Below are 14,970 nucleotides of genomic sequence, written 5' to 3'. Positions count from 1 at the left end.
GGAGCCGCCTAGATCAGGCGCCAGTCCTCGAGTCCCTCGTACAGCGGGAAGTCGGCGGCGAGCTTGGACACGCGAGACTTCAGCGTCTCGACGTCGGACGATCCGGCGAGTGCGGTGCCGATGATGTCGGCGACCTCGGTGAACTGCTCGTCCCCGAATCCACGCGATGCGAGCGCCGCGGTGCCGATCCGGAGGCCGGACGTGACCATCGGCGGGCGCGGGTCGAACGGCACCGCGTTGCGGTTGACGGTGATGCCGACCTCGTGGAGAAGGTCCTCACCCTGCTGGCCGTCGAGCTGCGAGTTGCGCAGGTCGACGAGCACGAGGTGCACGTCGGTGCCGCCGGTGAGGACGCTGACACCCTTGTCGACGACATCGGCGCCGGTCAGACGCTCGGCGAGGATCTTGGCGCCGGTCAGGGTGCGCTGCTGACGGTCCTTGAACTCCTCGGTGCCCGCGATCTTCAGGGAGACTGCCTTGGCGGCGATGGCGTGCATCAGCGGCCCGCCCTGCTGGCCGGGGAAGACGGCGGAGTTGAGCTTCTTCGCCCACTCCTGCTTGGCGAGGATCAGGCCGGAGCGCGGCCCGCCGAGCGTCTTGTGGACGGTGCTGGACACGACGTCGGCGTAGGGCACGGGCGACGGGTGCAGCCCGGCAGCGACCAGGCCCGCGAAGTGCGCCATGTCGACCCACAGGTACGCGCCGACCTCGTCGGCGATCGACCGGAACGCGGCGAAGTCCTCGTGACGCGGGTACGCGGACCAGCCGGCGACGATGACCTTCGGCTGCGCGGCGACAGCGATCTTGCGGACCTCGTCCATGTCGATGCGGTGGTCTTCCTTGCTGACCCCGTACGACTCGACGTCGTAGAGCTTGCCGGAGAAGTTCAGCTTCATGCCGTGCGTGAGGTGGCCGCCGTGCGCCAGGTCGAGGCCGAGGAGCTTCTCACCCGGGTTCATCAGGGCCATCAGGACCGCCGCGTTGGCCTGTGCGCCGGAGTGCGGCTGGACGTTCGCGAAGTCGGCGCCGAACAGTTCCTTGGCGCGGGTGCGGGCGAGATCCTCGATGACGTCGACGTGCTCGCAGCCGCCGTAGTAGCGGCGTCCCGGGTATCCCTCGGCGTACTTGTTGGTGAGGACGCTGCCCTGAGCCTGGAGGACCGCGCGGGGAACGAAGTTCTCCGACGCGATCATCTCCAGCGTGTCGCGCTGACGGGCCAGCTCACCTGCCATGGCCTGGGCGACTTCGGGGTCGAGTTCGGCGAGGGGGGCCGTGTTGACGTCGGTACCGGGCACAGCGGTCATCGAGGGATCTCCAAGCTGGATGCGGAAACGAATGCTCCCAGTCTACGAAGTATCCGTGAGGACTTCCTAACCGCCCGCGGTGAGGTACCCCTCACCGGCGCGCAGGACGCTGGGAACGAGCGGCTCGTCGAGCAGTCGACGGAACCGCTCCGACCGCTCCGCGCCGACGGGCACCTGGGCCAGCCAGCCGCCGAGCAGGCGGTATCCCTCCACGTAGGTGCTGGTGTACGCCCGCCACAGCGGCGAGGACAGGAACCGCAGCGACTGCCGGGCCCGCTCGGGGGTCGACAGACTCCACCGCTGCAGGAACGCCGCGACGTCGTCGTGGCTGCGACCCTCGTCGTGCAGCATCATCGCCGCGTCCTGCCGCACACCGAGCAGCTGCCCGGACGCCCCGGACAAACGTTGCGCCTGCTCACCGTCGAATCGCAGGCCGAGGTCGGCGTAGATTTCCTGCGCCCACAGCCCCCAGTCGGACCCGACGATCGATTCGAGCGCGAGGTCCGCGAGGCCCTCGGCCATCAGGCACTGCGGGGTGTTGACGACGAACAACGTCTGCTCGCGCTGTCCCGACCCGACGAGTCCGGCTTCCTTGCGGCAGTGCTCGGTGTGGTGGCCGGGGTACGACTCGTGCGCGATCAGCCGCGGCAGGTTCGACATGTGCTGCTCGAGGTCGGAGTTGATCGCGACCCGGGACCGGTAGTCGCCGAGGTAGTAGTTGAACCCCGACCACGGCTTGTCGCCCACCACCTCGTACTCCACGACCTCCGAGTCGGGCAGTGCGTAATGCTCCCGCACGAGGTCGCGCAGGGCACTCGAGAAGGCGTCGACACATTCCTGCAACCGGTCCGCGGGGATCTCGTCCTTCGCGCGGTGGGCCTGGATGCGTTCGGCGAGCGGCCCCGTTCCGGGCAGCACGGCGTCCATCTTGCGGTGCGCCTCCCGGTACTGCTCCTCGTCGCCGCGTTCGATGCGGACGTCGAAGTACGCCTCGACCTCGTCGACGAAACCGACGTCGTCGCCCGCGAACTTTCGCCCCGAGCATTCGAGGGCACGGAGATGGACGTCGAGGAACCGGGTCCGCTCCTCGGACAATCCGGCCGACGGCAATTCCGCGCGGAGGTTCGCCGCCGTGCGCGCGAGGTCGCGCGGATCGGGCTTCGGCGCGTTCTCCACCTGCCTGCGCAGCGCGGGATCGCCGGTATACGCGTCGACGAATCCTTCCTCCAGCCGGTCGAAACCCAGCCCGAGCAGCAAGTATTCGCGTACGAACGAAACGGATTCCATGCCGTCCGACCTTAGTCGCAGACGCGTGTTCCCGACCCGCCGACAGCGCAGCCTGTGGCACCAAGCACAATCCGACTATGCAACCGCTACTCGCCAGCGCAACGACGACGGCAGAGATTCTGGGCATGGACCGCTCACTCCCCCGTGTACCCGAGTGTGAGCGGAACTGATGGCGCGGACGAGCGAGTCCAGTCCGTACGTCGAATTCGACCGGAAGCAGTGGCGCACACTGCGTAAGTCGACGCCACTCGTCCTGACCGAGGAAGAGCTGTACGGACTGCGGGGCCTCGGCGAGCAGATCGACCTCGAAGAGGTCGCGGAGGTGTACCTGCCGCTGTCGCGTCTCATCCACCTGCAGGTCGCGGCCAGGCAGCGACTGTTCGCCGCGACCGCGACGTTCCTCGGCGAGAAGCACCCCGACCAGCAGGTGCCGTTCGTGATCGGCGTCGCCGGCAGTGTGGCGGTCGGCAAATCCACCACGGCCCGTGTCCTCCAGGCCCTCCTCGCGCGGTGGGAGCACCACCCGCGCGTCGACCTGGTGACGACGGACGGCTTCCTGTATCCGACGGCCGAACTGAACCGCCGTGGGATCATGCACCGCAAGGGCTTTCCCGAGAGTTACGACCGCCGGAAGTTGCTGCGGTTCGTCACCGAGGTGAAGTCGGGGGCAGAGGAAGTGGCCGCACCGGTCTATTCACACATCTCGTACGACATCATCCCGGGCCAGTACCACCTGATCCGGCAGCCCGACATCCTCATCATCGAGGGTCTCAACGTGCTGCAGACCGGACCACGGCTGATGGTGTCGGATCTGTTCGACTTCTCGATCTACGTCGACGCCCGCATCGAGGACATCGAGAACTGGTACATCCAGCGTTTTCTCGCGCTGCGGAAGACGTCGTTCTCCGACCCCGACGCGCACTTCCACCACTATGCGGGATTGTCCGACCGGGACGCGACGGCTGCCGCTCAGGAGATCTGGCACAACATCAACCGGCCGAACCTCGTGGAGAACATCTTGCCGACGCGTCCGCGTGCCACGCTCGTGCTGCGCAAGGACGCCAATCATTCGATCAACCGGCTGCGGCTGCGGAAGCTGTAGGTGAGTGGCGAAGTGTGTTCCGGCACGCTTCGCCACTCACGTCAGACGCCGAAGCGGCGGTGCCGGGCGGCGTAGTCGCGGAGCGCGCGGAGGAAGTCGACGCGGCGGAACTCGGGCCAGTACGCCTCGGTGAACCAGATCTCGGAATAGGCGCTCTGCCACAGCAGGAACCCCGACAGCCGCTGCTCCCCCGACGTGCGGATCACGAGGTCGGGGTCGGGCTGGCCGGACGTGTAGAGGTGACCGTCGATGCCGTCGACTGTGATCGATTTCACCAGTTCGTCCCCCGACAGTCCCGCGAGGAGTTTCTCGCTCAGCAGCGACTGCACGGCGTCGGCGATCTCCTGGCGGCCGCCGTAGCCGATCGCGACGTTGACGTGGGTGCCGGTGCGCCCCTCGGTCCCGGCAGCCGCGTCACGCAGACGGCGGGACTGTTCGGAGGGCAGGAGGTCGAGGGCGCCGACGATCTTGACGCTCCAGTTCTTGTCGGGGCCGGAGATCTCCTCGACGACATCCGTGATGATCTCGAGCAGGGTGTCGAGTTCCCCGGGGTCGCGGCGCAGGTTCTCGGTGGACAGCAGGTAGATGGTGGCCATCTCGATGCCCGCGGCGTCGCACCACCCGAGCATCTCGGAGATCTTCAGGGCACCCATGCGGTGGCCGTGACTGACGTCCTCGAAGCCGTTTTCCCGGGCCCACCGCCGGTTGCCGTCGCACATCACGGCAATGTGCCGAGGGTGCTGTAGACCGTCGAGCCGCTTCAGTAGCCGACGCTCGTAGATGCTGTACAGCAGTCCTCGCGCACTCACCTGGAGATCACCATGACACGCAAGAGTACGCCGCACCCGAAGGTGATCCGCGACGGCCGTCACACAGCACACGGCTTGCCGCTACCGACGGGTACGCTCTCACCACAAGCTAACCTACGGTTGCGTAGGTTAGCGCCACGCACAGCGAGAAGAGGTGTTCAGTGACCGCTTTCGGCCTCGACGAACTGCCCGTCAAACCCCGATTGCGAGGGTGGATCCACCTGTGGGCGTTCGGCGTCTCCGTGATCGCCGGCATCGTCCTCGTCACACTGTCGGGCACCCAGGTGTCCGGGAAAGCGGCGCTCGCCACCGCCGTCTACAGCCTCACGGTGTGCGGTGTGTTCGGGGTCAGCGCCACCTACCACCGCATCCACTGGAACACCGTCAAGGCCCGCACGTGGATGAAACGCGCGGACCACTCGATGATCTTCCTGTTCATCGCCGGCAGCTACACCCCGTTCGCGGTCCTGGGGCTTCCGCCCGACACGGGCCGGACGCTGCTGATCGTCGTGTGGGCGGGGGCGCTCGCCGGGGTCGCACTGAAAATGCTGTGGCCGACGGCACCGCGCTGGGTCGGGGTGCCGCTCTACCTGCTGCTCGGCTGGGCCATCGTGCCGGTCGCACCCGAACTGACGCACGAGGTCGGCGTCGTCCCGATGGTGCTGCTGCTGATCGGCGGCATCCTGTACTCGGTGGGCGCGATCCTCTACGCCACCAAGTGGCCCAACCCCTGGCCGACCACGTTCGGTCATCACGAGTTCTTCCACGCCGCCACCGTCATCGCGGCCCTGTGCCACTACATCGCCGTGTGGCTGGTGGTGTTCCGCTAGGCCGGACTACCGGCTCAACGCGACACCCAGGTCCTCGATCGTCGTCACCGGGCGGTCGCACACGAACCCGCGGCACACGTACGCCGCGGACGCGCCGCCGACCAGCGGCCGGTCGGCGAGCAGCGGTGACGAGTCCGGTGCGCCGCCTACCACGACGGCACCACCGGGAGCGAGTCTGCGCGCCTCCCGGAGCAGGGCGGAATCGCCGTCGGTTGCGACGGCCACCTGGATCGGGCCGCGCACCGACGCCTCCGCCACTGCGAGCCAGTGCCCGGCCGATCGCGGTGCGCGCTCCAGAAGCAGTGCCACCCGGTCGAGCGATTCGGCGGCCGCGGTCGCGTACCGTCCCGACGCCTCCGCGTCGGCCACCGCAGCCGCGGTGAGCAGCGCCTCGACCAGACACGACGCCCCGGACGGCGTCGCACCGTCGACCGGGTCGCGGGGACGGGTCACCAGGGACTCGGCGTCGTCGGCGGTGTCGAACCAGCTTCCCGGCCGCTCGTCGTCGGCGAAATGGATCAGGGCGCGGTCCAGCAGCGCCTGCGCGTGCGTCAGCCACTCACTGTCGCCGGTCGCCTGATACAGCGCGAGGAGGCCCGTCGCCAGGCAGGCGTAGTCCTCGAGTACCCCCGCCGATTCGCCCACCGACGTTCCCAGGGACGCCCTCCGCAGGCGCCCGTCGACGACGTGCAATCCCAGCACCGCACGCGCGCAGTCGGCGGCCGCGGCCACCCACTCCGGCCTGCCGAGCCCGGCACCGGCCTCGGCGAGCGCGGTGATCGTGAGTCCGTTCCAGGCGGTGACCACCTTGTCGTCGCGTCCCGGCTGCGGCCGCATCGCACGCCGGGCGAGCAGCGTGCCCCGGATCCGGCGCCAGCGGTCCCAGTCGTCCGGATCGTGCGGAAGCTGCAGGACGGACGTGCCCGCCTCGAACGTCCCGTCCGCAGTCACCGCGAACACCCGGGCCGCCCACTCCCCGTCCTCGGTCCCGAGGATCTCGACGAGCTGCCCAGGGGTCCACACGTACGTGAGTCCCTCGACACCCTCCGTGTCGGCGTCGAGGGCGGACGCGAACGACCCGTTGTCGGTGCGCAGATCGCGCAGCAGGAACTCGACGGTCTCCTCGGTGACCCGGACGGCCAGGTCCGAGCCCGTGCGCCGGCCCAGGTGCGCGTACGCGCGCAGCAGCTGGGCGTTGTCGTAGAGCATCTTCTCGAAGTGCGGCACCACCCACGCGGCGTCGACCGAATAGCGGGCGAAACCGCCGCCGAGCTGGTCGTAGATGCCGCCGCGCGCCATCGCCGACGCCGTCCGCGCCACGACGCCGAGCACCTCCTCGGCACCGGACCGCTCGTACGTGCGCAGCAGGCCTTCCATCAGCGCGGACGGCGGAAACTTGGGGGCTCCGCCGAACCCGCCGCGGTCGGCGTCCTCGTCCCGCAGCACGGCTCCGGCGGCCGCATCCAGCAGGGCCGCGTCCACTCGGACATCACCCTCGGGGATGCCGCCGGCTCCCCGCCGCAGTTCGGCGACCACCGAGGCGGCCGCGTCGTCGACGTCACCGCGGCGGTCCCGCCACGTGTCGGCGATGGCGCTCAGCAGCTGGGTGAACGACGGCATGCCGCCGCGCGGCTCGGCCGGGTAGTAGGTGCCGCAGTAGAACGGGGCGCCGTCGGGAGTGAGGAAGCACGTCATCGGCCAGCCACCCTGACCGGTCATCGCGACGGTGGCGTTCATGTACACGGCATCGAGGTCGGGACGCTCCTCACGGTCGACCTTGACGCACACGAAATGCTCGTTCATCAGCGACGCCACCGCCTCGTCCTCGAAGGACTCGTGGGCCATCACGTGGCACCAGTGGCACGCCGAGTATCCGATCGACAACAGGATCGGGACGTCCCGCTCGCGCGCCCACTCGGTCGCCTCCGGACCCCACTGCTGCCAGTGCACGGGGTTGGCGGCGTGCTGTCGCAGATAGGGGCTGGTGGACCCACCGAGTGTGTTCTGTGCGCGTGGGTCCATCTCCAGCTCCTGTTCGACTATTTCTGCAGGTTGGGTGGGGTGTCCGTGGGCTTCGGCGGTTCGGTGCTGCTCGCCCCGCCACCGTGGATCGCGCCGCGGTCGGTGCCCTCGTCCACTTCCTGGTCCGGTTCGGGATGCTCCGGCTCGAACGTCTCGGGCAGATTCTTGAGCTWCTTGTTCATCGAACGCACCAGCAGCACCACACCCGCGAGCAGCGCGAGAATGACGACGAGGCCGATGGGCGACGCCTTGCCGAACTCGGGGCCCGACGGGGTGCTCGGCGTCTGCGCCAGGACGTCCGCCGTGCCGGCCAACAGGTTCACGGTCAACGCATTCACGGCTGTCCGTCCTCGGTGATGCCCGCGAACAGGTCGTTCTCCGGGATGGAGGTGGTGACCCGGGTCTTGGCGAGTTCGAATTCCTCGGTCGGCCAGATCTTCTGCTGGATTTCCAGCGGAACCGCGAAGAACGAGCCGTTCGGATCGATCTGCGTCGCGTGGGCCCGCAACGCGTCGTCACGCTGCGGGAAGTAGTCGCCGCACGTGATCTGGGTGGTGACGCGTGCCATCAGGTCGCCCTGCTCGGTCTTCCACTTCTTGAGCCACTCGGCCATCGGGAACTCTTCGCCCCGGCGGTCGTACTCCTCCTGGAACTGCAGCAGACGCTTCCGGATGAAGCCGTGCGAGTAGTAGACCTTCTGCACCTTCCATGGTTCCCCGGCGTCGGGGAACCGCTCCGGGTCGGCAGCGGCCTCGTACGCGGCCATCGACACCTCGTGGCAGCGGATGTGATCGGGGTGCGGGTAGCCGCCGTTCTCGTCGTACGTGGTCATGACGTGCGGACGGAACTCGCGGATCACCCGCACCAGGGCCTCGGTCGACTCCTCGAGCGGAACGAGCGCGAAGCAGCCCTCCGGCAGCGGCGGCTTCGGGTCGCCCTCGGGCAGACCGGAGTCGACGAATCCCAGCCACTGGTGCTGGACTCCGAGGATGCGCGCGGCCTCGGCCATCTCCTCGATGCGGACCTCGTGGATGCGGTCACGCACCCCGGGCACGTCCATCGCGGGGTTGAGGATGTCGCCACGTTCACCCCCGGTCAACGTCACGACCTTCACTTCGTTGCCCTCTGCGGCGTAACGGGCCGTTGTCGCGGCACCCTTGCTCGACTCGTCGTCGGGATGGGCATGGACGGCCATGAGCCGGAATCCGCTCACGTATTCGTTCACCTCAACTTCGCCAGTAGCCGTTGCCGGCTTGTCCGTGTCGCGCGCTCTCGCCCTCCGCCATCACTGACGGCGCACTGACGCACGTCCTCTATAGTTCCACCCGAGAGTTCCGCTTGCAGCCGTGCCCCCGCTCGAGTGCTGTGAGTTACGTGGAACCGGAGCTGTACGAGAGTTGAGAGATGACGAGAACGCTTCCCCCGGGCCGATACACAGCCGCAGCAAAGCCTGCGCGCCCGAAGCGCTGGCTCGTGTGGGCGCTGACCGCGGCGGTCGTGGTCGTCGGTGTGATCGTGGCGTTCGTCGCCTACGACAAGTTCGCCGACTCCGAGATCGACAGTGAGGCCACGTCGTTCGATCTGGTGAGTGATTCGCAGCTGGACATCACGTTCACCGTCACCCGCGAGGATCCGTCACAGGCGGCGGTCTGCATCGTCCGCTCCCGGTCCAAGGACGGTTCCGAGACCGGTCGGCGCGAGGTCTACATCGCCGGTGGCGAGGACCAGACGGTGAAAGTCACCGCCCCCGTCTACACGTCCCGCCCGCCCGCGATGGGCGACATCTACGGCTGCAGCCTGGACGTTCCCGCCTATCTGACCCGCGGCTGACACCGGCGCACCCGAGCGACCGTTCGGGTTATTCGGGGTTTGCGCTCCCCGATCGTGCTAGAATCGCCTGGTACACGGTTCCGGTTTGGAACCGTGTATTGCTGCATTGGCGGCAAGGCGGAAATCGAACGGCCCCGGCCCTAAGATTCCGCCGAGCCGTTGATCACTGCTGTTGCAGTGGTCTGTCGAGGGAGCCCGGCGGCTCCAACTACGAGGGAGTGATCGAGATGACCGAGACCCAGGTGACCTGGCTGACCCAGGAGTCACATGACAGGCTCAAGAGCGAACTCGACCAGCTCATTGCCAATCGTCCGGTCATCGCCGCCGAGATCAACGAGCGTCGCGAAGAGGGCGATCTGAAGGAGAACGGTGGCTACCACGCAGCCCGCGAAGAGCAGGGTCAGCAGGAGGCACGCATCCGCCAGCTTCAGGAACTCCTGAACAGCGCGAAGGTCGGCGAAGCGCCCACCCAGTCCGGTGTCGCACTGCCCGGTTCCGTGGTGAAGGTGTACTACGACGGCGACGAGAAAGACACCGAAACGTTCCTGATCGCCACCCGCGAAGAGGGTGCACGCGACAACAAGCTCGAGGTCTACTCCCCCAACTCCCCGCTGGGTGGGGCACTGCTCGAGGCGAAGGTCGGCGAAACCCGCGAATACACGCTGCCCAACGGCAGCAGCATGAAGGTGACGCTCGTCAGCGCGGAGCCGTACCACAGCTGATCTCGGATCCACCGCCGAAAACTCCGGTCCGGGCCCAGTGCCCGGGCCGGAGTTTTCTGCTGTGACGCCCGGGATCAGAAGACCCTGCGGGCCTTCATGTCGGCGAACACGGGGCCGATGCGCACCACGTCACCCGTCGTCGGGGCGTGCAGCATCTGGCCGTTCCCGACATAGATCGCCACGTGTCCCGGTCCACCCGACTGCCAGTTACCGAACAGCAGGTCACCGGGCCTGGCCTGCGACAGCGGCACCTCCACACCCACATGCCACTGCGTTTCCGACGTGCGGGGCAGTTTGACGCCGGTTGCGGCGTACACAGCGAACGAGGTCAGTCCGGAGCAGTCGAAACCGCCGCCGGACGGTCCGTTGATGTTGCCGCCGCCCCACACGTACGGCAGCCCGATGAACCGCATGGCCGCCTCGACGACGCGGCTCGTGTCACCGGCGGCCGCACCGTAGAAGAACGGCGACAGCATCCGCGCGAACGACTCCTCCAGCGATCGGATCCGCGCGACGTACGGCTGCGTTTCGTGCTCGTAGTCGAACTTGCCTGCGGGCATGCCACCGGCGGTCCGGACCGCACCCGCCCCGGCGTTGTAGGCGGCGATCGTAAGGTCGAGGGTGTCACCCCTGACCACACCTTCCTTCTTCCAGCCCYCGATCTGCCCGAACAGGTCGCACAGCATCTGACCGGACGCCATCATCGGGTCGGCGACGCCGTTGATGTCGACCTTGCCGTCGCCGTCCGCGTCCTTGCCGTACTTGGCCCAGGCCGGGGGCATGAACTGGCCGGGTCCGCGGGCGCCCGCCCGGGACACCGGTGAGTTCGCGCCGTAGCGGAAACCGTTCTCGACGGAGTACAGGGCCGCCAGGGTCGGCGGCTTGATGCCCTCGCACAATGACCCGGCCTTGCGGATCCACGGAGCGAAGACGGCGACGGCGCCGACCGGCGCGAGCGAGACACCGGGGAAGCCGGCGGGGACGGACGGGATCAGCGATCCGAGTCCGCTGATCAGGGCCGGGACCCCGGGCAGAGCGGCGAGGCCCCCGATCGCCGTGCCGACGTCGGGGGCGCTCATCGCGGGCGGCTGGTCGAGTGGAGTGTCCGGGAGTGCCAGTGGGGGAACCGGGGCGGGCGGCGGCGCCGCCTCGACGGCGGGCGGCGGTGGAATGTAGGGGTCGGTTGCCTGCTTCACCACATCCGAGGCCTGGGCCACCATCTGCTCGGCCTGCACGCGGGCCGGTTCCGGGAGGGTCGATATCGCGTCGTTTACTTGTTTCTGAACGTCGGGTGAGGCCTGCTCGACCACCTGAATTGCTTCGGCTGCTTGATCTTTCACCGGCTGCGGTATGTCCGCTCCCTGAACGATTGCCCCCGCTGCGGTGGTGATCGCCACGATGATCGCCGCTGCATCAACTGACATACGTGCGCTCCTCCTCCTCGGTGCACCTAACCGAGTGAGTTCACGTTACGACGGGGCACAGCAGGTGCGAGGCGATTCTGCGGGATTGATCCGTTTCCTACCGTGACCTGCGGGAGCGCGGCACCTGGCGAATCACGTCGCCTCGGTCACCCACGCACCGGCACGAAACGTTCGCTGAGGATCGCGACCAGGTCGGCCGGATCCGTGGTCTCGTCGTCCAACATCTCGAGGAGTGTCGTGCGCTGAGCCGGCGCGATCGGTTCGATTTCTCCGAAGATCTGCCATGTGTCACCCGCAGGGACGACGCGGGCACAGATCAGATTCCCGACGTGCAATTGCCGGCTCGCGGTACGTTCCCTGATCGCGTGCAGGTCACCGGTGCGCAGGTCCCGCGGTGTCAGACCCACACCCGGCCGGACCTCCTCCACCTCGTGCACCGACCGTTCGATCTCCTGCCACTGCCGTGCGAGTGCTAACTCGTCCGGGGGCAGCAAGTCGCCACGGCTGTCGACGAAGTCGGTGAACGCACCGCCTTCGAACAGCGCGACGTCGGCAACCAGCGGGTCGTCCAACGCCTCGAACAGCGCTTCCTCACCCACCCAGTACTCGGACCGAATTTCGGCGAACTCCAAGATCCGATCCCGCCAGCCGAGCTCCTCCGCGTGCAGCTTCGACTTCTGGTACAGCCACGCGGCCCGCTCGGACAACGGATGGTCGCCCTTTCCGAGGTGACATATCTTGTACTTCTTCCCCGACCCGCACCAGCAGGGATGGTTTCGGCCCAGTCCCGGCCTGGGAGTCGGCTGACTGTCTCGTCCGCGAACCTGTCCGCGCCCTCGTCCGCGACCGAGAACTCGAATCCATCGACGTCGGGCTCCCCGGATGCGAGGTGCAGGATCGGCTCGAAATCCTCCACCTCCACGACGTCGGCCGAGATCTCCCGCGCGGTGAGGCGGTGTGTGAGGACGCGGCCCGCGAGCAGAACGTCGAGTGCGACCTTTCGGTCGTCGGGGAGAATCCCGAGAAGCCGCGCGTCGAAGTCCTCGACGAATTCGATCAGCTCGTCGATGTCTCCCCTACCCGAATCCGCAAGCGCGACCGTCAGCTCCCGGTCGGAAAGGGGGCCGCGCTCCCGCAGCAAACCCATAGCGGCATCGAGCAGTTCGTCATGGTCTGCGATCACGGATCCGATCGTAGTGACGACTCCGTCACGCCGACGGCTGTCCGGCACGACTGCGCACAACTGCATGTGACACGCCGGGCGTGCGCTGCACTAGTGCGCACTCGGCGAGGAGAGACAGATTCTTCCCAGGTTGTTCTAAGGTTCTTCGGGGAAGCTGGTCGGCATGAGTGAAGACCGACGGATTTCCCGCCTGCTTCCCGTTCGCCGCGTCCTGGCGGCAGCCGGAATCGCCGGACTGGTCGCCGGTGGTGGTATGGCGGCGGCAGCGGACCCCGCGACCCCCGATTCGACGGTGGCCGCGCCCCTCGTCTCGGCCGGATTCGGCACTCCGGACGCCGTGTCCAGCGGTTCCTGACATCGCGCGACCGGAGAACCACCACATGACCAGCGCACGCAGCGCAACCGAATGGTCCACCTGGGGTGTGCACGCACGCATCGTCGTCACCGACCCCGACGCCCTGAGCTCGGCGTCGAACCTGATCCGCGGTTACCTCGCGGCCGCCGATGCCGCCGTCAACCGGGACCGCGCGGACGCCGAGATCCGCTCGCTCGACGAGGGCCCGAACACGGTCACCCCGATGTTCGCCCGGTTCCTCACCGACGCCCTCGCCGCAGCGCGGACCACGGAGGGCGCACTCGACCCCACGGCGTCGGCCCCCGCACCCCAGTCGTGGCGGTCGATCACCGTCGACGGCACCGAGGTCACGCTCCCCGCCGGGGTGGAACTCGACCTGACGGCCACCGCGCGGGCGAGTTCCGCCGACCACTGCGCATCGACGACGGCGGAACTTCTCGGGTGTGGCGTCCTGGTGGCGCTCGGCGGAGACATCGCCACCGCCGGGACCACACCACCGGGCGGCTGGCAGGTCCAGGTCCAGGACCTGCCGGGCGACCCCACCTGCCAGGTGTCGATCCCGTCGGGTGCGGCCGTGGCGACCGCCAGCACCGTCAAGCCGCTGCACCCCGACTCGATCTCGTTGTGGCGGACCGTGTCCGTGGTGGCCGGGTCGTGCACCACCGCGCACGCGTCCAGCACGGCCGCGGTCGGGATGGGCGGCGGTGCGATCGACTGGCTCACCAACCTCGAGCTGCCTGCCCGGCTGGTGGATCAGGAGTTCCGGGTGACCACCCTGGGCGGGTGGCCGAGCTAGGTCCGCCTACTCCTGCAGGCGAACCGCGTACTGGGCGTCGCGCAGGGCGTCGAGGAGATCCTGCCGGTGGCCGGGACCACGGGTCTCGACGGTGAGGAACACCTCCACCTCGTCGAGCGCGAGCGCACCGCCGGTGCGAGAGTGGACGACGTCCACCACACTGGCGCCGTTGCCGCTGATCACGCCGAGGAGACTGACCAGACCACCCGGTCGGTCCGGAATGGTCACGTGCACACCGAGATACCGTCCGGCCGCCCGGAGACCGTGATTGACGACGTGGGTGAGCAGCAACGGGTCGATGTTGCCGCCGGACAGCACCGCGCACACCTTCCCGGTGAGTCCCAGCTCGTCCGTCGAGCAGCTGATCAACGCGGCCACCGCCGCCGCGCCCGCAGGCTCCACGATGAGCTTCGCGCGTTCGAGGCACAGCAGCAGCGCCCGGGACAGGGCGTCCTCGCTGACCGTGACGATGGCGTCGACCTGCGAGCCGACGTGGGCGAAGGGCACGTCGCCGGGCCGGCCGACTGCGATGCCGTCGGCCATGGTCGACATGGTCTCCAGCGGTATCGGGCGGCCCTCCGCCAGCGAACGCGGCCAGGCGGCCGCCTGCTCGGCCTGGACGCCGACGATCCGCACGTCCGGCCGGGTGGCTTTGACCGCCGCGGCGATGCCCGCGATCAGCCCACCGCCGCCGGTCGGGACGACGAGGGTGCCGACGTCGGGTTCCTGCTCGAGGATCTCGAGCCCGACGGTCCCCTGCCCGGCGACGATGTCGACGTGATCGAAGGGATGGATGAGGACGGCRCCGGTCTCGTCCGCGAACTCCTTCGCGGCGACGAGCGCGTCGTCCACGGTGTCGCCGGTCAAGTGGACGGTGGCGCCGTACGCCCTGGTGGCGACGAGTTTCGGCAGGGGTGCGCCGGTGGGCATGAACACGGTGGACGGGATGCCCAGTTCCGTGGCMGCCCAGGCCACGCCCTGCGCGTGATTGCCGGCGCTGGCCGCCACGACCCCGCAAGCCCGTTCCGCGACCGACAGATTCGCGATCCGGTTGTACGCACCGCGCGGTTTGAAAGACCCTGTGCGCTGCAAGTTCTCGCACTTCAACGACACGACGTGCCCGCAGCGTTCCGACAGCGCCCGGGACGCGATCACCGGCGTCCGGCGCATGACGGGGTCCAGCAGCTTACGAGCTGCTCTGATCTGATCCAGCGTGACAGGCTCCACGCGGGCCAGCATAAGGCCTTCGGCCCGTGCGCCTTTTTGGTAGCGGCGGCAACCAAAAAGGCGCACGGGCGGCGAAGCC

General features: G+C 68.2%; 15 protein-coding genes. 6 read left to right on the top strand and 9 right to left on the bottom strand.

What is annotated here, in order from left to right; translation table 11 throughout:
* Nucleotides 1-8: 8 nt before the first annotated feature.
* Nucleotides 9-1,304 carry a serine hydroxymethyltransferase gene (gene glyA / locus AC1D1G_RS21055; RefSeq protein ID WP_005253714.1) on the bottom strand — a complete coding sequence of 432 codons (1,296 nt, stop codon included), beginning with the start codon at nucleotides 1,302-1,304 and terminating at the stop codon, nucleotides 9-11.
* A 66-nt stretch (nucleotides 1,305-1,370) separates the two neighbouring features.
* Nucleotides 1,371-2,591, bottom strand: a complete 1,221-nt coding sequence (locus AC1D1G_RS21050) for a DUF885 domain-containing protein (RefSeq protein ID WP_477953549.1) — start codon at nucleotides 2,589-2,591, stop codon at nucleotides 1,371-1,373.
* A 169-nt stretch (nucleotides 2,592-2,760) separates the two neighbouring features.
* Between AC1D1G_RS21050 and coaA the strand changes: the two genes are divergently transcribed.
* Complete coding sequence (coaA, locus tag AC1D1G_RS21045) at nucleotides 2,761-3,693, top strand: type I pantothenate kinase (RefSeq protein ID WP_009479106.1); 933 nt, start codon at nucleotides 2,761-2,763, stop codon at nucleotides 3,691-3,693.
* A gap of 41 nt (nucleotides 3,694-3,734) precedes the next feature.
* Here coaA and AC1D1G_RS21040 read toward each other — a convergent pair whose 3' ends face one another.
* Nucleotides 3,735-4,502 (bottom strand): isoprenyl transferase, encoded by a 768-nt coding sequence (locus AC1D1G_RS21040; RefSeq protein WP_247252984.1) that lies wholly within the window; start codon nucleotides 4,500-4,502, stop codon nucleotides 3,735-3,737.
* Nucleotides 4,503-4,663: 161 nt separating this feature from the next.
* Here AC1D1G_RS21040 and trhA point away from each other — a divergent pair, with 161 nt between their 5' ends.
* Nucleotides 4,664-5,332, top strand: a complete 669-nt coding sequence (gene trhA / locus AC1D1G_RS21035; RefSeq protein ID WP_283331357.1) for a PAQR family membrane homeostasis protein TrhA — start codon at nucleotides 4,664-4,666, stop codon at nucleotides 5,330-5,332.
* A gap of 6 nt (nucleotides 5,333-5,338) precedes the next feature.
* On the opposite strand, the gene AC1D1G_RS21030 is transcribed toward trhA, so the two are convergent.
* Genes AC1D1G_RS21030 through mca form a run of 3 tightly spaced genes read right to left on the bottom strand, consistent with a single transcriptional unit; the run spans nucleotide 5,339 to nucleotide 8,567 of the window.
* A complete protein-coding gene (locus tag AC1D1G_RS21030) occupies nucleotides 5,339-7,354 on the bottom strand; it encodes a thioredoxin domain-containing protein (RefSeq protein WP_283352444.1) in 2,016 nt (671 codons plus the stop codon).
* 17 nt (nucleotides 7,355-7,371) lie between these two features.
* A complete protein-coding gene (locus AC1D1G_RS21025; RefSeq protein WP_477953547.1) occupies nucleotides 7,372-7,692 on the bottom strand; it encodes a hypothetical protein in 321 nt (106 codons plus the stop codon).
* Entirely contained in the window at nucleotides 7,689-8,567 is an 879-nt protein-coding gene (gene mca / locus AC1D1G_RS21020) for a mycothiol conjugate amidase Mca (RefSeq protein ID WP_011597950.1), read from the bottom strand. Before mca ends, AC1D1G_RS21025 begins: the two co-directional genes overlap by 4 nt.
* Before the next feature lie 191 nt (nucleotides 8,568-8,758).
* Between mca and AC1D1G_RS21015 the strand changes: the two genes are divergently transcribed.
* A complete protein-coding gene (locus tag AC1D1G_RS21015) occupies nucleotides 8,759-9,184 on the top strand; it encodes a DUF4307 domain-containing protein (protein WP_477953546.1) in 426 nt (141 codons plus the stop codon).
* A gap of 227 nt (nucleotides 9,185-9,411) precedes the next feature.
* Nucleotides 9,412-9,906: a transcription elongation factor GreA gene (greA, locus tag AC1D1G_RS21010; protein ID WP_005238978.1), complete on the top strand. Its 495-nt coding sequence runs from the start codon at nucleotides 9,412-9,414 to the stop codon at nucleotides 9,904-9,906.
* Nucleotides 9,907-9,980: 74 nt separating this feature from the next.
* Here the strand turns inward: greA and AC1D1G_RS21005 are convergent, their stop codons facing one another.
* Entirely contained in the window at nucleotides 9,981-11,330 is a 1,350-nt protein-coding gene (locus tag AC1D1G_RS21005) for a C40 family peptidase (protein ID WP_477953544.1), read from the bottom strand.
* Nucleotides 11,331-11,476: 146 nt separating this feature from the next.
* The gene (locus AC1D1G_RS21000) at nucleotides 11,477-12,037 is read right to left on the bottom strand and encodes a hypothetical protein (protein ID WP_280781534.1); all 561 of its coding nucleotides are present in this window, start codon (nucleotides 12,035-12,037) and stop codon (nucleotides 11,477-11,479) included.
* A 639-nt stretch (nucleotides 12,038-12,676) separates the two neighbouring features.
* On the opposite strand from AC1D1G_RS21000, the gene AC1D1G_RS20995 reads away from it, so the two are divergent.
* Nucleotides 12,677-12,868, top strand: coding sequence for a hypothetical protein (locus tag AC1D1G_RS20995; protein WP_164059019.1), 192 nt, complete (start codon nucleotides 12,677-12,679; stop codon nucleotides 12,866-12,868).
* A gap of 25 nt (nucleotides 12,869-12,893) precedes the next feature.
* A complete protein-coding gene (locus AC1D1G_RS20990) occupies nucleotides 12,894-13,664 on the top strand; it encodes an FAD:protein FMN transferase (protein ID WP_280781532.1) in 771 nt (256 codons plus the stop codon).
* Nucleotides 13,665-13,670: 6 nt separating this feature from the next.
* Here the strand turns inward: AC1D1G_RS20990 and ilvA are convergent, their stop codons facing one another.
* Entirely contained in the window at nucleotides 13,671-14,903 is a 1,233-nt protein-coding gene (ilvA, locus tag AC1D1G_RS20985; RefSeq protein WP_477953558.1) for a threonine ammonia-lyase, read from the bottom strand.
* Nucleotides 14,904-14,970 lie beyond the last annotated feature (67 nt).

Source organism: Rhodococcus sp. P3_B8 (genome assembly GCF_056402775.1).
This window is presented reverse-complemented; position numbering and strand designations above follow the sequence as displayed.